At 69.5% G+C, this 20190-nt stretch carries 15 protein-coding genes and 1 pseudogene; 12 read left to right on the plus strand and 4 right to left on the minus strand.

Annotated elements, in window-relative coordinates:
* Window positions 1-13: 13 nt before the first annotated feature.
* Window positions 14-1471 (minus strand): annotated as a pseudogene (locus ACFVW8_RS12990) (glycoside hydrolase family 30 beta sandwich domain-containing protein); the annotation flags it as partial.
* Between the two features lie 291 nt (window positions 1472-1762).
* Here ACFVW8_RS12990 and ACFVW8_RS12995 point away from each other — a divergent pair.
* The 8 genes from ACFVW8_RS12995 to ACFVW8_RS13030 all read left to right on the plus strand — a co-directional run bounded on the left by ACFVW8_RS12995 (window position 1763) and on the right by ACFVW8_RS13030 (window position 12042).
* Entirely contained in the window at window positions 1763-2737 is a 975-nt protein-coding gene (locus tag ACFVW8_RS12995) for a LacI family DNA-binding transcriptional regulator (RefSeq protein WP_389689119.1), read from the plus strand.
* Window positions 2738-2876: 139 nt separating this feature from the next.
* Window positions 2877-4553 carry an ABC transporter substrate-binding protein gene (locus ACFVW8_RS13000; RefSeq protein ID WP_389689121.1) on the plus strand — a complete coding sequence of 559 codons (1677 nt, stop codon included), beginning with the start codon at window positions 2877-2879 and terminating at the stop codon, window positions 4551-4553.
* Window positions 4554-4577: 24 nt separating this feature from the next.
* Entirely contained in the window at window positions 4578-5621 is a 1044-nt protein-coding gene (locus ACFVW8_RS13005; protein WP_389689123.1) for an ABC transporter ATP-binding protein, read from the plus strand.
* Window positions 5618-6598 carry an ABC transporter permease gene (locus tag ACFVW8_RS13010; protein WP_389689125.1) on the plus strand — a complete coding sequence of 327 codons (981 nt, stop codon included), beginning with the start codon at window positions 5618-5620 and terminating at the stop codon, window positions 6596-6598. Before ACFVW8_RS13005 ends, ACFVW8_RS13010 begins: the two co-directional genes overlap by 4 nt.
* A 5-nt stretch (window positions 6599-6603) precedes the next feature.
* Window positions 6604-7614, plus strand: a complete 1011-nt coding sequence (locus ACFVW8_RS13015) for an ABC transporter permease (protein WP_389689127.1) — start codon at window positions 6604-6606, stop codon at window positions 7612-7614.
* Window positions 7611-8642, plus strand: coding sequence for an ABC transporter ATP-binding protein (locus ACFVW8_RS13020; RefSeq protein WP_389689129.1), 1032 nt, complete (start codon window positions 7611-7613; stop codon window positions 8640-8642). Before ACFVW8_RS13015 ends, ACFVW8_RS13020 begins: the two co-directional genes overlap by 4 nt.
* Before the next feature lie 59 nt (window positions 8643-8701).
* Window positions 8702-10120 (plus strand): GH1 family beta-glucosidase, encoded by a 1419-nt coding sequence (locus ACFVW8_RS13025; RefSeq protein ID WP_389689131.1) that lies wholly within the window; start codon window positions 8702-8704, stop codon window positions 10118-10120.
* 50 nt (window positions 10121-10170) lie between these two features.
* Window positions 10171-12042 (plus strand): discoidin domain-containing protein, encoded by a 1872-nt coding sequence (locus ACFVW8_RS13030; protein ID WP_389689133.1) that lies wholly within the window; start codon window positions 10171-10173, stop codon window positions 12040-12042.
* Between the two features lie 106 nt (window positions 12043-12148).
* Here the strand turns inward: ACFVW8_RS13030 and ACFVW8_RS13035 are convergent, their stop codons facing one another.
* From ACFVW8_RS13035 to ACFVW8_RS13045, 3 genes are all read right to left on the minus strand, one after another.
* Window positions 12149-13777: a hypothetical protein gene (locus tag ACFVW8_RS13035; protein ID WP_389689135.1), complete on the minus strand. Its 1629-nt coding sequence runs from the start codon at window positions 13775-13777 to the stop codon at window positions 12149-12151.
* A 206-nt stretch (window positions 13778-13983) separates the two neighbouring features.
* Window positions 13984-14529, minus strand: coding sequence for a hypothetical protein (locus ACFVW8_RS13040; protein WP_389689137.1), 546 nt, complete (start codon window positions 14527-14529; stop codon window positions 13984-13986).
* 230 nt (window positions 14530-14759) lie between these two features.
* On the minus strand, window positions 14760-16148 hold the full coding sequence (locus ACFVW8_RS13045; RefSeq protein ID WP_389689139.1) for a PQQ-binding-like beta-propeller repeat protein: 1389 nt from the start codon (window positions 16146-16148) through the stop codon (window positions 14760-14762).
* Window positions 16149-16250: 102 nt separating this feature from the next.
* Between ACFVW8_RS13045 and ACFVW8_RS13050 the strand changes: the two genes are divergently transcribed.
* From ACFVW8_RS13050 to ACFVW8_RS13065, 4 genes are all read left to right on the plus strand, one after another.
* Window positions 16251-16706, plus strand: a complete 456-nt coding sequence (locus tag ACFVW8_RS13050; RefSeq protein WP_389689141.1) for a hypothetical protein — start codon at window positions 16251-16253, stop codon at window positions 16704-16706.
* A 58-nt stretch (window positions 16707-16764) separates the two neighbouring features.
* Complete coding sequence (locus tag ACFVW8_RS13055) at window positions 16765-18162, plus strand: hypothetical protein (RefSeq protein WP_389689143.1); 1398 nt, start codon at window positions 16765-16767, stop codon at window positions 18160-18162.
* A 93-nt stretch (window positions 18163-18255) separates the two neighbouring features.
* A complete protein-coding gene (locus tag ACFVW8_RS13060) occupies window positions 18256-18852 on the plus strand; it encodes a dihydrofolate reductase family protein (RefSeq protein WP_389689145.1) in 597 nt (198 codons plus the stop codon).
* A gap of 277 nt (window positions 18853-19129) precedes the next feature.
* The gene (locus ACFVW8_RS13065) at window positions 19130-20008 is read left to right on the plus strand and encodes a GH25 family lysozyme (RefSeq protein ID WP_389689147.1); all 879 of its coding nucleotides are present in this window, start codon (window positions 19130-19132) and stop codon (window positions 20006-20008) included.
* Window positions 20009-20190 lie beyond the last annotated feature (182 nt).

Raw genomic sequence — 20190 nt, forward strand, 5'->3', positions numbered from 1 at the left:
GGCGGTGGGTCTACCAGGTGAAGGTCGCCGATGTGCGGGCCGGCAGGGAGTAAGTGAACTTCTGGCTGCTCCAGTTGACGGTGATCTCCTGTGCGGAGTCGCTGCCGTTGTACGCGATCAGCGCCTTCGAGCCGTCCGGGTTGCGCCAGGCGACATTGGGCACGGTGGCGCTGGCCGTTGAGGCGATCCGGGAGGCGCCGGGGCGGACGAACTTGGTCAGGTGGCCCATCGTGTAGTACTCGACGTTGTAGTCCACCTGCCCGCTGCTGCCGTCCCCGTTGTGCACGGTGATCAGCCCGTCGCAGGTGCCGCAGCCGCCGTTGTGCGGGCCGCGGTTCTGGTCCACCGCCAGGGACCACTTGGTCACCGACTTCGCCCAGTTGCGGGTGTAGTCGATGATGTTCAGCATGTCCTCGCGCTGCTGGTCGGCGATCCAGGTGCCGCCCGAGTGCTCGGTCTGGAAGGCGTCCACCGACGGGTACTGGTCGTGCACCGCCGTCTGTTCGGCCACGTCACCGCCGTACCCGTGCCACGCGATCCCGCCGAAGTTGGGGTGGTTGCGCACCTCCGCGTCGTTCACCGTCTCCGCGGCGTACTCGTCGTAGGTGTCCCAGTTCCAGTCGTGCGCCAGCACCTTGGTGGCCAGACCGGCCGACTGGAGCTTGGGGAGCAGCTCGCTCTTGGTGAAGTAGGCGAGCCCCGATCCGTTCCAGCTCATGGAGGGGTAGCCGGAGCAGCAGGTCGGCTCGTTCTGCGCGGTGACGTAGTCGACCGGAACACCCTGGTCCCGGTAGGCCTGGAGGTACTTCACGAAGTAGTCGGCGTAGGTGCCGTAGTTCTCCGCCTTCAGCCAGCCGCCGTTGAGCTGACCGTTGTCCTTCATCCACGCCGGTGCCGTCCACGGGGACGCCACCGTCGTCAGGGCCGGGTTCAGCTCCTTGGCCTGCTCGGTGAGCGGCAGCACGTCCTGAAGATCGTGTGCGATCGAGAATTCCGCGAGCGTCGGGTCCGTCTGGCCGGCGGGGACGTCGTCGTAGGTGTACCCGGTCCTGGCCAGGTCCGAGCCGCCCATCGGGTTGCGTACGAACGAGAGCCCGATGCCGTCCGTGGGGGAGAACAGCTTCTTCATCGTGGCGTCCAGGGTCGCCCGGCTCAGCGCCCCGCTGCTCTTCATCAGGTACGCGGCCGTGTCGGTGAACGAGGCGCCGCCGCCGGTGAACGTCTGGTAGCTGGTGTCCTCGTCGACCGTGATGCTCGTACCGCCGCCGCCGTTCCCGGCCTCGAAGGCGACCGGGGTCTGGGCCTCCAGGCCGCGGGTGACATGCCGGCCGCCGGAGTCGTCGGTGGTGGTCAGGGCGATGTTGACCGTCTCGCCCGCGGCCTGGGCGGTGGGGGACGAGAGCCCGGTGAGGCCCGCGGTCGCGAGCGCTGCGGCGAGCAGCACCCGTACGGCTCTTCCTGTTCGGATCATGGCTGATGCCTTCCTCGGCGGGAGTGTGGGGAACTTGCCGTCGAATGGGGCGTGAGTGAACTGCTATTACGTGCCCACGTCAAGAGGTATGTGCGTTCAAAACTTGAACGCAAGAGGCTCTCCCGCTGCTCGCGGAATGGGTACGGACCAATCTCGGTGTGAAGTATTGACGCCTCTGTTCCAGCGGGGTTAACTCACGCCACCAACGCCGGTACCGGTTCCGGAACCGGTTGCGGTACCGGTTCCACAACCGGCCGCACGCTCTGTCCTGTTGTGTCCTGGAGGCCCTCGATGCGTGTCACCATCGCTGATGTCGCCCGTGAGGCCGGCGTCAGCAAGACGACCGTCTCCCGGGTCATCAACACCAAGGGCGAAGTGGACGGTTCAACGGCTGCCCGTGTTCGTGAAGTGATCGCACAGCTCGGTTATGTGCCCAGTTCGGGCGCCGTCGGTCTGGCCCGCGGCAGCAGCCGTACGGTCGGCATGCTGGTGCCCTCGCTGACCTGGCCGTGGATGGGCGAGGTGCTTCAGGGCGTCGTCGACACCGTCGAGGCCGCCGACTACGGGCTGCTGCTCTTCACCTGCAACCGCGGGGCCGAGTCCGTGGAGCGCTTCACCAGCCAGGTGTCGGCGCGGGCCTTCGACGGACTGGTCGTGGTCGAACCCGAGAACACCCTCGACCACCTCACCGCACTCCACCGCGCGGGCCTGCCGATCGTGCTGATCGACGATCGCGGCCACCATCCCGAGTTCCCCTCCGTCGTGACCACCAACCACGAAGGAGGCGCGTCGGCCGCCCGCCATCTGCAGGCTGCCGGCCGCACCAGGCCCCTGGTCATCACGGGCCCCCAGGACTTCGGCTGCGTACGCGACCGGCTTGCGGGATTCGTCTCCGTCCTGCCCACCGACCTCGTCGTCCGCGGGGACTTCACCGAGATCTGCGGCCGGCTGGCCGTGGAGCGACTCCTCGCCTCCGGCACGGAGTTCGACTCGGTCTTCGCGCACAACGACATCACCGCGGCAGGCGTGCTGCGGGCGCTGCGCGCCGCGGGACGGTCCGTTCCCGGCGACATCGCCGTGGTCGGCTTCGACGACATCCCGATGGCCGAGCACACCGAACCGCCCTTGACCACCGTGCGCCAGCCCACCCGGCAGATGGGTGAGACGGCCGCTCGGATGCTGCTCTCCCACCTCGGCGGCACCGCCGTACCCGACGCACCACTCGTGCTGCCCACCGAACTGGTCGTGCGCCACTCGGCGCCCTAGCGGCCGGGCCGGCCAGGCCCGCCGCTCCCCGTAATCCGTGCAGCAGCCGGCTGCGCGCACCCGCACCGCCCGTACCCGGCGCGCCGAGCGCTGCCCGTTCCCGGATCTCCCAGACCCGCCAGTCCCTCCTGGAGTCGCCATGTCCGCACGCCGTCAGCACACGTTCAGAGCGGTCGCGCTCGCCACCGCGGTGGTCGCGCTCGCCGCCGGATGCTCGTCAGCCAACTCGAACGCCAACAAGGGCGGCGGCGCCGCGTCGGGCGTCCTGAACATCGGCAAGCCGGACGGGCCGCAGACGAACAACAGCAACCCGTTCCTGGCGACCTCGGCGGGCGCCACCCTCGGATACCGCTTCATGATCTACGAGCCGCTGGCGATGGTGAGCCAGATCCGGCCCGCCGACAAGGCCGACCCGTGGCTGGCGACGGACTGGAAGTGGGACCTCAACTACACCAAGGTCACCTTCACCCTGAACGACAAGGCCAAGTGGGCCGACGGAAAGCCGCTGACCGCCGAGGACGTCGCGTTCACCTTCAACCTGCTGAAGAAGCACCCGGCGCTCAACGGCGACGGCATCGCGTTCGGCGGCGTCGAGGTCCAGGGCAAGAAGGTCGTCCTGACCTTCGACGATTCGCAGTACGTCAACCAGAACAAGATCCTCCAGCAGTTCATCGTGCCCAAGCACATCTGGGAAGGCGTCAAGAACCCGGAGACCTGGCCCAACCGCACGCCGGTCGGCTCGGGCCCGTACAAGCTGAAGACGTTCACCCCGCAGACCACGACGCTGACCGCCACGCCCACCTACTGGAAGGGCGCGACGAAGGTCAAGGAGCTGCGCTACAGCACCTACAACGACAACAGCGCGGCCACCACCGCGCTGGCCAGCGGCAAGCTGGAGTGGTCGTTCGTCTTCATGCCGAACTACAAGCAGCTGTACATCGCCAAGGACCCGAAGAACCACAAGCTGTGGTTCCCGTCCGGGCTCGGCATCCACGGCCTGTGGTTCAACACCGCCCGCAAGCCGTTCGACAACCCGGCGCTGCGCAAGGCCATGGCGATGGTCGTCGACCGCAACGCGATCTACACCCAGGCCGAGGCGACCCTCTACCCGGAGATCACCAACCCGACCGGCATCCCGCTGCCCGCGGGCAAGTCCTTCATCGCCCCCGACTACAAGGCCGCCACCACCGAGCCGGACGTCGAGGGGGCCAAGAAGGTCCTGGAGAAGGCCGGCTTCACGCTCAGCGGCGGCGTGCTGAAGGACCCGGGCGGCAAGGCGGTGAAGCTGACCTTCACCGACCCGGCCGGCTGGAACGACTACATCACCGGCCTCGCGATCATCAAGGACAACATCAAGAAGATCGGCATCGACGCCAAGGTCAAGACGCAGACCGCCGACGCCTGGAACGCGGACGTGGCCAACGGCAACTTCGACGCCACCCTCCACTGGACCAACAGCGGCTCGACCCCGTACGACATGTACCAGAACATCATGGACGGCGCGCTGCTCCAGCCCATCGGCAAGCCCTCCCAGCTCGGCAACTTCGGCCGCTTCAAGAACACCGAGGCGACCGAGGCGCTCAAGGACTTCGCCAACGCCAAGACCGACACCGCCCGCACCACGGCCATGAACACGCTGCAGAAGATCATGGTCGAGCAGGCGCCGATGATCCCCACCGCCGCCGCCCCCATCGGGGCCGAGTACTCCACCAAGAACTGGGTGGGCTGGCCCACCGAGGCCGACCCGTACGCCGACCCGCAGCACACCCAGCGCTCGGCGCTCGAAGTCGTGCTGAAGCTCAAGCCGTCGAAGTAGCACCCAGGGATCCAGGTACCGGCCATGTCTGAACAGCTCGAAAAGAACCACGTCGTGCTCGAAGCACGCGGAGTCACCAAGCACTTCGCCGTCCGGCGCACCGGCCGCGATCTCGCCACCGGCAAGCGCCGCACCGTCCATGCCGTCGACGACGTCTCGCTGCAACTGCGGCGCGGCACCGTCACGGCACTGGTGGGGGAGTCGGGCTCCGGAAAGTCCACCGTCGCCAGACTGCTCGCCCAGCTGTATCCGCTCACCAAGGGCGAGATCCATCTGGGCGGGCAGCCGGTGAAGGCCGGACGTGGCCGGTCCTTCCGCAGTTACGTACGCCGGGTCCAGCTCATCTTCCAGGACCCGTTCGCCTCGCTGAACCCGGTGCACACCGTGCGCTACCACCTGACCCGCGCCCTGAAGATCCACGGCCGGGCGGGCAGCGGCGAGGAGGAACTGGAACAGAATCTGACCGCTCTGCTGAACCGCGTCCAGCTGACTCCTCCTCATCAGTACCTGGACAAGTTCCCGCACGAGCTGTCGGGAGGTCAGCGCCAGCGCGTGGCCATCGCCCGCGCGCTCGGCGCCGACCCCCAGGTACTCCTTGCCGACGAGCCCGTCTCGATGCTGGACGTCTCCATCCGGCTCGGGGTGCTCAACCTGCTCAAGGACCTCAAGGACCGCATGCACCTCGCGATCCTCTACATCACCCACGACATCGCCTCCGCCCGCTACTTCGCGGACTCCACGCTGGTGATGTACGCGGGCCGGATCGTGGAGGGCGGGGACAGTGAGACCGTCACGCAGCGCCCCGCGCACCCCTACACCCAGCTGCTGATCGCCTCGGCGCCCGACCCGGACCGGGTGGTCGCCGAAGAGGAGCAGGAGGAGACCGGCAGCGGCGAGCCACCGTCGCTCATCGCGCCCCCGGCCGGCTGCCGCTTCCATCCGCGCTGCCCCAAGGCGATGGAGCGCTGCCGCACCGAGCTGCCGCCCCGCTTCGACCTGGCCGACGGCCAGTGGGCGGCCTGCTGGCTGTACGCCGACGGCGACCACGAGAAGGAGGCCGCGAAGTGAAGTACCTGCTCCAGAGGCTCGCCTTCTACCTGGTCACCGCATGGGCGGCGATCACCATCAACTTCCTCATCCCGCGGATGATGCCCGGCGACCCGGTGCAGGCCCTCATCGCCCGCTTCCAGGGACAGCTGGACACCAGCGCCATCGACTCCCTCAAGGCCCTCTTCGGCCTGGACAAGCACCAGTCGCTGTGGCAGCAGTACACCGACTACTGGGGCCATCTGCTCGACGGCGACCTCGGCCTCTCCTTCACCTTCTTCCCGACGCCGGTCAGCGAGGTCATCGCCCAGTCGCTGCCGTGGACGCTCGCGCTCGTCGGCATCACCACGCTGATCAGCTTCGTGCTCGGCACCGGCATCGGGGTGTTCACCGGCTGGCGGCGCGGCTCCTGGCTGGACAGCCTGCTGCCCGTCACCACCTTCATCTCCGCCATCCCGTACTTCTGGCTCGGCCTCATCGCCATCTCGCTGTTCGCCGTGAAGTGGCCGCTCTTCCCGGCCGCCGGCGGCTACGACAACTCGCTGGTGCCCGCCTTCGACTGGCCGTTCATCTCCAGTGCGCTCTACCACGGCGTGCTGCCCGGCCTCACCATCGTGCTCAGCGCGGTGGCCGGCTGGATCCTCGGCATGCGGAACATGATGGTGACGGTCTCCTCGGAGGACTACGTCATGGTCGCCCAGGCCAAGGGGCTCTCCGAGCGCCGGGTGATGTTCGGGTACGCCGCCCGCAACGCGATCCTGCCCAACATCTCCGGCTTCGCGCTCTCGCTCGGCTTCATCGTCGGCGGCACGCTGCTGGTGGAGATGGTCTTCTCCTACCCGGGCATCGGCTACCAGCTCTTCCAGGGCGTGGGCGCCAAGGACTACCCCCTGATGCAGGGCGTCTTCCTGATCATCACGCTGTCCGTCCTGGCGGCGAACCTCCTCGCCGACGTCCTCTACATGATCCTCGACCCCCGCACCCGAAGGGAGGCCTAGGACACATGGCCGTCACCGCCACAGAGGTCGCCGTGCTCGACGCGACCGAGACCCCGGCCGCAAGCAAGCGCAGGTTCCGCTTCCTGCGCGGCCGCAAGACCGTCGTCGGACTCTGCATCCTGCTCTTCTTCGTGATCATCGCCGTCATCGGCCCGTGGATCGCCCCGTACGACCCCGACACGATGAGCAATCAGCTGCTCCAGCCGCCGTCCGGGGCCCACTGGTTCGGCACCACCCAGACCGGCCAGGACGTGCTCTCGCAGATCCTCGTCGGCACCCGAGGCGTCCTCGTCGTCGGATTCATCGCGGGCATCATCGCGACGATCCTGTCCGTACTGATCGGCGTGAGCGCCGGCTTCCTCGGCGGCACCGCCGACGAGGTGCTCTCCCTGCTCTCCAACGTCTTCCTGGTCATCCCCGGACTGCCGCTGATCATCATCATCGCCAGCTTCGTCTCCGACACCGGCGACCTGCTGATCGCCGGCGTCATCGCCCTGACCTCCTGGGCCTGGGGAGCCCGGGTGCTGCGCGCCCAGACGCTCTCGCTGCGCCGCCGGGACTACGTCGAGGCGGCCCGCGCCACCGGTGAGTCGACCTGGCGGATCATCTTCTTCGAGGTGATGCCGAACCTGACCGCCGTCATTGCCTCGGGGTTCGTCGGCACGGTCATCTTCGCGATCCTCTCCGAGATCACCCTCGCCTTCATCGGCGTCGCCGACATCTCCAACTGGAACTGGGGGACCGTCCTGTTCTGGGCGCAGTCCAACCAGGCCCTGGCCCAGGGCGCGTGGTGGTGGTTCGTCCCGGCCGGGCTCTGCATCGCCCTGCTGGGCATGTCGCTCGCCCTCATCAACTTCGGCATCGACGAATTCGTCAACCCGCGCCTGCGCACCGAGACCGGCGGATCCCGCAAGGTCAGGATGCGGGTCGGCTTCACACCCGTGGCCCGTTCCGCCCCGCCGGCCGAGCCGCGGGCCGGGCGCGAGCGTACGCACGACAAGGAGTCCCGCTCATGAACGAGCCCGTCCTCACCATCAGCGGCCTCAACGTCGACTACGGGACCGGCGACGATGCCGTGCACGCGCTGCGCGACATCGACCTCACCCTGCACCGGGGCGAAGTCCTGGGCCTCGCGGGCGAGTCGGGCTCCGGCAAGTCCACGCTGGCGTACGCGGTCACCCGGCTGCTCTCCCCGCCCGGCGTGATCACCGGCGGCGAGGTCCACTACCACCAGCGCGACGGCGAGGCCCTCGACCTGCTGACCCTGTCGGCGCCCGAACTGCGGGCCTTCCGCTGGCAGGAGCTGTCGATCGTCTTCCAGGGCGCGATGAACTCCCTCAACCCGGTGCACACGGTCCACAGCCAGCTCACCGACGTACTCCAGGCCCACCGCCCGGAGATGCGGAAGGCCGAACGGACCGACCGGGCCAAGGAGCTCCTCGGTCTGGTCGGGATCTCAGCCGACCGGCTCGGCGCCTACCCGCACCAGCTCTCCGGCGGGATGCGCCAGCGCGTCATGATCGCGATGGCACTCGCGCTGGAACCCGAGGTCGTCATCATGGACGAGCCCACGACGGCCCTGGACGTCGTCATGCAGCGCCAGATCCTGCGCCAGCTGGTCAAGCTCCGCGAGGAGCTGGGCTTCTCGGTCGTCTTCATCACGCACGACATCTCGCTCCTGATCGAGTTCTCCGACCGGATCGCGATCATGTACGGCGGGCGGATCGTCGAAGAGGCCGGGGCGTCCGACATCTACCGGGAACCCCGCCACCCCTACAGCGACGGACTGCTGCACTCCTTCCCCGCGCTGCACGGCCCCCGCCGCGAGCTCAGCGGTATCCCGGGCTCACCCCCGCACCTGTCCGCGATGCCCGCCGGCTGCGCCTTCCACCCCCGCTGCGCCAAGAAGGTCGACGCCTGCGACAGCCACGTCCCGGTGCTCGCCGCACCGGCCGGGGACGGCTCCCGCTCGGTCGCCTGCTGGCTCCACCAGGAGGCCCCGGCCGCTGCTGCCGCCACCACCGTCCCGGCCGCCCGCTCGTAGCGCCTTCGGAGGGTCCGTCCATGGGGAGCCCTCTTCGCCACGCACACCACAGGAGAACCATGAACCTCGTCACCCCCCAGGCCTACGCCCGCGAGATCGCCGCCCGGGCCGTACCCGGTCTGCCCGCGGACTTCCGCTGGGGCGTCGCCACGGCCGCGTACCAGATCGAGGGAGCGGCGGCCGAGGACGGCAGAACGCCGTCCATCTGGGACACGTACTGCAGGGTGCCGGGCATGGTCGTCCGCGGTGAGAACGGTGACGTGGCCTGCGACCACTACCACCGGATGCCCGAGGACGTCTCGCTGATCGCCGGCCTGGGCGTGGACACCTACCGCTTCTCGCTGGCCTGGCCGCGCATCCAGCCCGGCGGCCGGGGCCCCGCCAACGCCAAGGGCCTGGACTTCTACAAGCGCCTCCTCGACGAGCTGGAGGCCAAGGGCGTCACCCCGTGGGTCACCCTCTACCACTGGGACCTGCCGCAGGAGCTGGAGGACGCGGGCGGCTGGCCCGCCCGCGACACCGCCCTCCGCTTCGCCGAGTACACCGCCCTCGCCCACGACGCCCTGGGTGACCGGGTGAAGCACTGGACCACGCTGAACGAGCCGTGGTGCTCGGCGATGCTCGGGTACGCGTACGGCAACCAGGCCCCCGGCCGGCAGAACTTCGGCGAGGCCATCCACGCCGTCCACCACCTGCTGCTGGGCCACGGCCTCGCCGCCCGGTACATGAGGGAGCAGGCCGCCGCCCGCGGCAACGAGCTCGAACTGGGCCTCACCCTCAACCTGGGCACCGCCACCCCCGAGACCGGCAGCCGTGAGGACGCCGAGGCCTGCCGCCGCGCCGACGGACTCGGTGCCCGGATCTACCTGGACCCGGTCGTCAAGGGCGCCTACCCCGAGGACATCGTCACCGACCTCGCCGCCCAGGGCATCGAACTGCCCGTCCAGGACGGCGACCTGGCGGCCATCGCCACCCCGCTGGACGTCCTCGGCGTCAACTTCTACCGCGGCTCGCTCTTCTCCGGCGTGACGGAACAGGGCGCGGCGCTCGACGCCGAAGGGCTGCCCGTCACCCGCGTCGTCGAGCGCGACCTGCCGCGCACCGCGATGGACTGGGAGATCACCCCCACCGCCCTCACCGACCTGCTCGTCCGTCTGGAGAACGACTACGGACTCCCGACGGTCGTCACCGAGAACGGCGCGGCCTTCGACGACACCGTCTCCCCGGACGGCGGGATCCACGACGCCGACCGCACCACCTATCTCGCCGACCACATCGCCGCCGTCGCCGCCGCCCGAGCCCAGGGGGCGGACGTCCGGGGCTACTTCGCCTGGTCGCTGATGGACAACTTCGAGTGGTCCTACGGCTACGACAAGCGATTCGGCATCGTCCGCGTCGACTACGACACGCAGGTGCGGACGCTCAAGGACAGCGCCAAGTGGTACCGCGACACCATCCACCTCACCCGCAACGCGTAGCTGCGCATGCGCAGTCGCGCAGCCCCATTGATACGAACGGGAGCCCCACCGTGCCCTCTCGTACGACTCTGGCAGCCACCACCGCCGCACTGTTAGCACTCGCCGCCCCCATGGCCTTCGCGGCCCCCGCCCCACGGGCCGCCGCGCAGGCCGCGGCCTGGGACACCGACCGGGCGGCCGCCGCCTACACCTCCGACCCCGGGTCCGTCACCGCGTCCGGCAGCGAGAGCGACGCCACCGGACCGGGTGCCGCCGCCGACGGCGACGGCACCACCCACTGGACGGGCAACGCCGCCGACGACGCCTGGATCAGCGTCGACCTCGGCTCCGCCATCCGGATCAGCCAGGTCATCCTGGACTGGGACGAGGCCGCCTACGGCAAGAAGTACGTCCTGGAGGTGTCCGGGAACGGCACCGACTGGACCACCTTCTACACCGAGGACGACGGCACCGGCGGCAGCGTCACCGCGCACACCTATCCGCAGGAGGTCACCGGCCGCTACGTCCGGATGCGCGGCATCCAGCGCGCCACCGCGACCGGCTACTCGCTCTCCTCCTTCAAGGTGTACGGGGGTGAGCCCGCCCCCGCCTCCACCACCCGTGCCAACCTCGCCCTGAACCATCCCGCGTACGGCGATCTCTACCAGGACGCCGGCAGCTCGCCCGCCTTCGTCACCGACGGCGGCTGGCCGGCCGACCTCAAGGGGGGCGCGTCCCGCTGGTCAAGTGACTGGAACGCGAACCGCTGGGTCGGTGTCGACCTCGGCGCCACCTCCACGATCGACAGCGTCGACCTGTACTGGGAGGCGGCCTACGGCGTCGACTACCGGATCCAGGTCTCCGACGACAACCGCACCTGGCGCACCGTCTACCAGCCGTCCGCCGACGAGGTCGCCGCGCGCCGCGCCGATGTGCAGGCACCGGGCGACGCCGCCGGACGCCACGACACGGTCACCCTGCCCACCCCGGCGACCGGCCGCTACGTCCGGATGCTCGGTGTCGAACGGCGCTCCTTCTACAACCCCGCCCCGTCAACCGCCCAGTTCGGCTACTCGCTCTACGAGTTCCAGGTCTGGGGCACCGGCGGCAGTGCGGACGCCGCCTATCCGGCCCTGCCCAAGGACCCCGGCGGCGCGTACAGCACCACGTTCTACGACGACTTCACCGGCTCGGACCTGGACCGCTCCAAGTGGCGGGTGGTGCGCACCGGAACGGAGATGGGACCCGTCAACGGCGAGTCGCAGGCCTATGTCGACTCGCCGGACAACATCCGTACCGAGAACGGCTCACTCGTCCTGGAGTCGAAGTACTGCAAGGGCTGCACCCCGACGCCGAACGGCACCTTCGACTTCACATCGGGCCGCGTCGACACCAACACCAAGTTCGACTTCACCTACGGCAAGGTCAGCGCCCGGATGAAGCTGCCGGTCGGTGACGGCTACTGGCCCGCCTTCTGGCTGCTCGGCAGCAACGTCGACGACCCCGATGTCTCCTGGCCCGGCTCGGGCGAGACGGACATCATGGAGAACATCGGCTACGGCGACTGGACCAGCTCCGCGCTGCACGGCCCCGGCTACTCGGCCGACGGCAACATCGGCAAGCAGCAGACCTACCCGGACGGCGGCCGCGCCGACGCATGGCACACCTACGGCGTCGAGTGGACGCCCGAAGGCATGACGTTCACCGTGGACGAGCAGGCCGTGCAGACGACCTCCCGCCAGAAGCTGGAGTCCACCCGTGGCCAGTGGGTCTTCGACCACAACCAGTACCTGATCCTCAACCTGGCCCTCGGCGGCGCCTATCCCGCCGGATGGAACAAGGTCACCGAGCCCTACTGGGGTCTTCCGCAGTCCAGCGTCGACCGCATCGCGCAGGGCGGCATCAAGGCGGAGATCGACTGGGTACGGGTCGAGCAGAAGTAGCCGGACGGACGCGGGCCGGACCGTCGTCGGGCAGGTCCGGCCGCTGGTCCACCCGGTACCCCGGCGGGCAGGACCCGCCGGGGTACCGGGCTGTGCGGAACAGCCCTCAGCTGCACGCCTCGATGGGCTTGAACGACCTGACCCCGTTCGTGCCCTGCGGCGCTCCGAGGAACTCGGCCTTCTGGATCTTGCCGGTCTCCGTGTCGCTCTTCGCGGTGTATCCGAGTGACACTCCGGCCTTTATCTCGAAGCCCGACTCCTTGCTGTTCGCCTTCACCTGGTGGTTCGTCCTGCTGCTGATGGCGTTGTCGTGGAGAAGACGGGCGTACGGGTCCTTGCTCTTGGAGAGCGGCGTTCCCGGCTTGTCGGGCGACTCCCGGGGAATGTCGTCGGTCATCATCCCGGTGAGCGTCTTGCCGTCCACGTTCGGTTTGCCCTCGGAACTGCCGACGATGTCGTTGTTCCCGCGCCCGATGGCCTCTTCCGCCATCTCCCGGTTCGCGCGCTGCTCGTCCGTGATCTCCGTCTCCGGAGGAAAGGCGAGGGTCGTGGTGGTGGTCTCCACGTCCTTGAGGGCGTCCTTGTTCCCACCCTTTACGGTGCCCTTCGCGCCCTTGCGGTGCTTGCCCTTGCGGTGCTTGCCGCTGCCCCCCTTGGCCTCCTTGTCCGCCTCGGCGCTGGTGGAATCGCTGCCCTCCTTGGTGACGGTCTTGACGACGTCGATCCGGGCCAGCTTCCCCTTGTTCGGGCCGGAGGAGTATCGCGTGACGGTGATGGCGCCGTTGAATCCGATGCCGGCCTCGTTCTTGCTCTTGGCGGGACCGTCCTTCTTGCCCCAGCTTTTGCTCGCCTTGGCACTGACCTCGAAGTCACGCGTGGTGGAGACGACCGGCGGGTGCAGCCAGTCGTTGGTCGAGGTGCGCTTCATTCCGCTCGCGTCGACGGCTCCGGCGATCCCGTAGGCGTTGTTCCCCGTGTCGCCCTCGAGCCCGAGCTCGGCGTTCCCCTTCACCTTCGTCTCTTCGGTGGTGATGTGGTTGTCCTTGTACTCCTCGCTGAAGTTCTTGCGCTCGTCCTTGTCGAGGTCGACGCCGAAGATCCGCAGGAATCCCTTTCCGGCCTCCTTCGGGGGAGAGTCCTGAAGGTCCTTGACCTTCTTCTGGAACTCGGAGGCCTTCTTTGGATCGGAGAAGACCCAGGAGTCGCCGTCCTTCACCTCCACCCCGGCGCCCAGATCGAGGATGTTGACCTTCTTGCCCCCGACCTTCGCTTTGACCCCGGTCTCCGCGCCGGCCGAGCCGCCCTCCTGGACGGTGATGACGACCCGCTTCCCGGTGCCCTTCTTCCCGTCCGGGAGGGTCTCCGACTCGTCGGTGAACTCCTCCCGCTTCATGGTGAACTTGCTGCCAAGCTTGACGAACGCGACCTTGGCTTCCTGCCCGGTGTCGCTCTGCTCGTTCTTCGTGTTGCACAGCACGGGCCGGTAGGACTTGTCCTTGTCCTCGGACTTCGGGCCCTTGGCACCGGTGCTGGTGATGTCGCAGTTCGAACCACCCGTCAGACTGCATATCTGGGCCGTGATCCGCTGCGTCAGGTCGCCGCCGATGCCTGTGGCGGCAATGCCCCCCACGACCGCGACGACCACGACGACGACGCCCGCGTAGTCGATGGCGCCCTGCCCGGCATCGGCCGACAGCCGGCCGGATACCGGCCTCGGCCAGTCGAAGCGTTTCATGTCCCCCGCCCCCTCCCCGCGGGGCATCCGCGGGGTGATGAAGTTTTTCAAGAATGTGTGAATGCCTCGCGTGCGCGGCGAGACGTCAGCCCGTGACTCCTGCTGCCCGGCAAGGAGGCCGCGGACGACGAAAGGCCGCCGATCGCTACCGGACCGGCTGGTGGACCTGATGCGCGGCGGTCAGGAACCCCGGACCGCCGCACGGTTCACTCGGAGTCGACGACCCTGACCGTCTCCACGACCTTCTCCAGCTCGTCGGAGCTCAGAGCGGATTCGGTGGCGTTGATCCGGACCAGGAAGGTCTCGCCGCTCTTGTCCGTGCCCACCACGTCGACCCCGTTGACCGGTTCGCCCTTGGGCGGCGAACCGGCTGCGCCGGTTCCTTCGAAGGAATAGTTGATCCGCTGGCCGTCATCCGTGCCGCTGACCTCGGAGTCCTTGAACTTCTCGATCTTCGACCGGAGTTCGTGGTCACCGAGGGCGGAGGCCGCCGCCTTCCCGGCGTCACGGGAGTCGTCGTACTCGACCACGACCGAGATCTGCCCGAGCTTGCGTCCGTCCCGCTCCAGCACCGCCGCCGCGTCGGCCGCCTCGGGCCGATCCGCTCCGGACAGGGCCTTCCACCCGGTGGGGTAGTCCACCGTGATCCCGGACGACGTCAGCCGTTCGTAACCCTGCGCGGGCGCCTCGCCCTCCGCCTCGCTTCCGCAGCCGGCGAGCAGCAGCATCGCGGCCGCCGCCCCGCCCAGCATCGCGGCACCCCGCCGACGCGCATGTTCTGCTCTCCGCACCGTTGCGCCTGTCGGTCCGCGGTGCTCCATGCTCGTGGGTCCTTCCGTGCGAGGTGATCGCGGTAGGGGAATTGATCTCCCGGGACTGTACAGATCACCGCCCGTCACCGCATGGGCCCACGGGCCCAAATCCTGTACATGTTCGATCGCCTGACGTGCCGTCCGGCAGCGTGTCCGGCCACCGGGTGGTGTCAGAGCGCCACCGCGGCGATCCCCGTGTCCGTGACCACGTACAGCCTGCCGTCGGCAACCAGGGGGAAGTCGCCCGCGCCGGGTTCGCCCGTCACACACCAACGCGCCGTTCCGGTACGGGCGTCGTAGGCCCATGTCTGCGTGTCGTGAGCCACCAGTACCCAGTCCTGCGCCGCGACCGCCCGGGAGGTGCAGACGCCGGACTCCGTGCGCCACAGCTGCTTGCCGTCGGTTGTGGCCCTCGCGGTGACGTAGCCGCCGGGCTTCTCCCCGCCGCCGGAGAAGGGGTTATGGAATCCCGAGCCGGCCGGGTGCGCGCCCGGGAAGCCGGAGGTCGACGCCAGAAAGAATGCCGCCCCGCCCGGCTCCGCCCCGCCCGATGCCGCCGCGGGCCCCGCCGGCGAGTCGACCGTGATGCGCCAGCGCCTGTCGCCCGTCCTGGCGTCATACGCGTACACGGCTCCGGTCCCGACGTCGCAGACGTGAACCGTGCGCCCGTCGGCGGAGACAGTGAGCTCCGCGCCGATGGTGTCCGCGGACTCCTTCGGCGGCGCGGCGGCCTTCCACCGCCGCTCTCCGGTGGACAGGTCGTACGCGCTCACTTCGTCCGCCGTGCCTGTCCCGGTCGCGTACAGCAGCTGCGGCCCGAGCGCCACGCTGTCCTGTTTCGGCAGCGACCAGCGCGGCTCACCCGTCTGCGGATCGAGCGCCGAGAGCCGGTCGCCGTCCCGGTCGTCCGCGATCAGCTGTCCGCGGTGACGGTCCTCCAGCAGCAGCCGGTTGCCCCCGGCACGCCACTTCACCCGCCCGGTCCCGGCCTCCAGCCCGCACAGCACGCCCTTGACCAGGGTCCTGGTGCCGCCTGCCTCGTCGGCCGCCGACTTCGTCCCCATCAGTACGCAGACCGTCGAGCCGATCACCACCGGGGCCTCCGGCGGGCCGCCGCCCAGCGGCTCGCTCGCCCAGCGCCGGCTGCCGTCCGCGTCGGCCAGAGCAGTGACGTGACCACCCTCGGCCAGGGCGTAGACGGTTCCACCGGCGATCGTGACGGGCCCGAGCGTCACGTCCCCCGGCTTGTCGCCGGACACCTCGGCCACCCACCGCCTGCGGCCGGTCCCGGCGCTCAGCGCGTGCACGGACAGCGGGCCGCCGGCCGTGAGGTAGAGGGAGTCGCCCGAGACATTCAGCCGGCTCAGTCCGGCGGAGGCCCCGTCCGCCGGGTAGGTCCAGGCACTCTGCCGTTCGGGCGGGGTCGCGATGGCCGTGCCGTCCGAGTCGCCGAGGACCTTCCACGCCACCACGGCCCCGGCTCCCACGACCCCGGCCCCGAGCACGGTCCGGCGGCCGATGTGGCGTCCGTTGCTCCTGGAATGACCTCGTGTGTTCACTGCTTTGCCCTTCGCGCCCGGTGGCTGACGTGACGACTGAGATAGCGTGTGCGGCCCGCGACCCGTGACAAGCCCGAGGAGTGAGAGGCACAGATGTACGGCATGCGCAGTGACCAGGCCCCGGCGTCAGCACATCACACAGGGACATGGGGGAGCCAGGCGCGCCCGAACTGGTTCTTCCCGCTGGTCCGTTCCTGGGCGGTCGGCCTCGTGACGCTGACGCTGACGGGTGTGCTGGTGAACTACGCGGTGCAGGACGTCTTCGATTCGCGCCTCTACTCCTTCGGCTGGCGGGTCGCCCTCGTCTACATCCCCAACGTGCTGACGATGACGGCCTGCGCCCTGGCCGCCGCCCGTGTCCATCGTGCCCCGCACCGCGACTCGCCGCCCCGTCACCTGACGGCGGCCCTGGCGGTCCCGGTCTTCGCCCTGGCGGTTTCGCTGGTCAACGGCTGGGGTGACCTCGACACGGAGGTCGGCTCGATGATGGTCGCCGCCGTGCTGCTGGGGAGCACCCTGGCGCTCGGGGTGGACCGGGTGCTGGAGAGCAGGCGCTGACCTGGCCGGTGCCCGGCGCCGGGGCGCACGTGTCGGTCATCTGGGTTACGTTCGAGGTATGCGGAACAGGCTGTTCCCGACCCTGCTGGCCGGCCTGCTGCTGATTCTGTCGGCGGCAGCCTTCGGTCTGGCTCCGGCGTCCGCCATGCCTGCCGCGGCACCGGCCTCCACGGTGAACGACGTCGCCCAGGCGCTGCGCAGGAGCCCGGTGTACGTCGACCCGGCCGCGGCCGGACAGCTCTCGCGCAGCCAGGCCTCCGCCCTGACGAAGAAGATCAGGAGTGCCGACAAACCGGTGTTTGTGGCCGTGCTGCCGCAGACGTCGGCCTTCCCCGCGTCGAGCGTGCTCAGGACCCTGCGCACCGACACCGGAATCACCGGCGTCTACGCCATCCGCCTCGGCGACGGCTTCAACGCCGGCGCCGACCCGCAGGTGATGTCCGAGCAGGCGGTGAACAACCTCACGGCCGCGGTGAAGGCACCCGGCACCGGCCCCGATGCCGCAGCCCAGCTGAACGCCTTCGTCGACCGTGCCGTCGAGCAGGCCCGCGGCCACGCCCCGGACTCCTGGGGTGGCTCCTCGTCCGGCGGCGGCTCGTCGGCCGCCGGACTGATCGCGGTCGGCGCGGTGGTGGTCATCGGCGGCGCGGGCGCGTACACGGTCGTGCGCCGCAACCGCAGGCGCAAGGAGGCCGAGGAACAGGCCGCGCTCGACAGGCTCCGGGTCGTCGTGGACGAGGACATCACGGCGTACGGGGAGACACTGGACCGGCTCGACTTCCATCCCGCGGAGGCGGGTGCCGACGACTCGATGCGCGCGGACTACGAACGGGCCCTCGACTCCTACGAGAGCGCGAAATCGCGGATGGAGCGCGCCCGGCACCCCTCCGACGTGCGCGGGGTGACCGAGGCGCTGGAGGACGGGCGTTACTCACTCGCCGTCCTGGAGGCCCGCCGCACCGGCGGTGAACTGCCGGCCCGCCGCCCGCCCTGCTTCTTCGACCCGCGCCACGGCCCGTCGGTGGCCGACGTCCGCTGGTCCCCGTCGGGCGGTACGGCCCGCGAGGTCCCGGTGTGCGGCGCCGACGAGATCCGGCTGCGCGACGGCGAGGACCCGATGAGCCGCACCGTCGACATGGGCGACGGCCGCCGCCGCCCCTACTGGGAGGCGGGCCCGGCCTACGGCCCCTGGGCGGGCGGCTACTTCGGCGGCGGCCTGCTGCCCGGCCTGCTGGTCGGCACCATGCTCGGCTCGATGCTCTCCACCCCGGCGTACGCGGCGGAGTACGGCGGAGGCGACTTCGGCTCGGGCGGCGACTTCGGAGGGGGCGACTTCTCCGGTTCCGACTTCGACTCCTCGGGCTTCGGCGGCGGCGGGTTCGGTGACGGCGGCGGCTTCGGTGACGGCGGCGGCTTCGGCAGCGGTGGCGGGGACTTCGGGGGTGGCGGGTTCTAGGGCCGGTTGTTCGACTCGGCAGCGATGAGTTCCGGACGGGGCGGCAGTCTCTGTTCCCGTACGCCTGATCCGCAGCCCGAGGAGTGAGTGACCATGCGCATCGTCATCAGCGAGTTCATCAGCCTGGATGGCGTCGTACAGGCCCCGGGCGGTGCCGAGGAGGACCCGTCCGGCGGCTTCGCCCACGGCGGCTGGTCGCACCCCTTCTTCGACCCGGAGGTGGTGGGCGGCTCCTTCAACGACTCGCTGAGCGAGGCCGCCGCCCTGCTGTTCGGCCGCCGCACCTGGCAGACGATGGCCGCGGCATGGCCCGAGCGGGCCGGCGACCCGTTCGCCGACCGGATGAACGCCATCGAGAAGTACGTCGTGACCGACACTCTGGGCGACGACGACCTGACGTGGAACAACACCGAGCGCATTTCCGGCGAGAAGTTCACCGCCCGCATCCAGGAGCTGCGGGGGACCGGCGACGGCGACCTGCTGGTCATGGGCAGCCCCACGCTCGTACGCAGTCTGCTGAGCGAGGGCCTGGTCGACGAACTCCGGCTCGTGATCATGCCGGTGCTGCTGGGCGGCGGAAAGTCGATCTTCCCCGAGGACGGCGGACTGCGCACGCTCGAACTGGTCTCGGCGGTCACCAGCGGCACGGGCGTGCAGGTGTGCACCTACCGTCCGGTGGCGAAGGCCTAGGCAGACGGCGGGGCGTTCTTCACGGGCGCTGCGGCGGCCTCCACGGGCGCCGCAGCGCCCGCCAGTCCGGGAAACTTCTGTGAAGCGACGGTCGTTCGTGCAGCTCACCGGCGCGGAGACTGGTCTAGACCACTAACGAAACGGGAAACTATTTACCCATCGCCTTCTCCTGTGGCTGACTATGTCGTGTTCGCGACAACGAAACCGCGTGGCAACTCGACGCGCGTAGACCGTCGCCGAACCGCATGTCCTGTCCCCCCACAAGCAGGAGGCCGCCATGTTCCCCCGGAGCATTTCCCTCAGGTCCACCCAGAAGAGACTCACCGTGGCCGGTGTCGTCGGCACGAGTGCCGCGCTGCTGTTCAGCCTGATGTCCCCCGCCGCGTCGGCGGCGCCCGCGCCGGACAACCCCGTGCCTTACGGCAAGGGCTACATGGGCGTCGGCTATCTCCAGGACGGCAAGGACTTCAAGCCGGACGCCCGCCAACTGCACCTCGGGGCCAGGGCGGACGCCGACCTCAAGGCGAACCCCGAGGGCGTCGACGTCTCCAGCTGGCAGGGGGGCATCAACTGGAGCTCGGTGCGCGGCGCGGGCATCGAGTTCGCCTGGATGAAGGCGACCGAGGGCCTGACCTACACGGACCCGACGTTCAGTGACAACTACCTGAACGCCTACAACGCCGGTGTGATCCGGGGCGCTTACCACTTCGCGCGGCCGGATGTCTCCGGTGGTGCCGCCCAGGCGAACTTCTTCGCGGACCACGGCGGCGCGTGGTCCCGTGACAACCTCACGCTGCCCGGCGTGCTGGACATCGAGGGCACCTGCTACGGCTACTCCCAGGCGGACATGCAGCAGTGGGTCCTCGACTTCTACAACACGTACAAGGCCCGCACGGGCCGTGACGTCGTGATCTACACCAGCCCGAGCTGGTGGAACGAGTGCACCGGCGGCTGGGACGGCATGGCCGCCCGCAGCCCGCTGTGGGTCGCGAACTGGACCACCGGCACCCCCAGCATCCCGTCGGGCTTCCCGTCCTGGACGGTCTGGCAGTACAGCTCCACCGGCGCGGTGGGCGGCGTCTCGGGCAACGTCGACCGGGACCGCTTCGGCGGTGACCGCTCCCGCCTGCTGGCTCTGGCCAACAACACCCCGTGACGGTGGACGCCGGAACACGCCGCCCCCTCCCGGGCGTGGCCCCTGCGTGAGGGGTGCGCGGGCCCGAGCGGCCCCCCCGCCCCTCCCGCCCCCGCGTCGCCGCCCCCGGGCCCGCGCGGCGCCACCACCGGTCACGAAGGAGGTAGTCACAGTCTCGTATACACAACAGGACCTGCCGACCA

The organism is Streptomyces sp. NPDC058221 (genome assembly GCF_042882365.1).
Classification (GTDB): domain Bacteria; phylum Actinomycetota; class Actinomycetes; order Streptomycetales; family Streptomycetaceae; genus Streptomyces.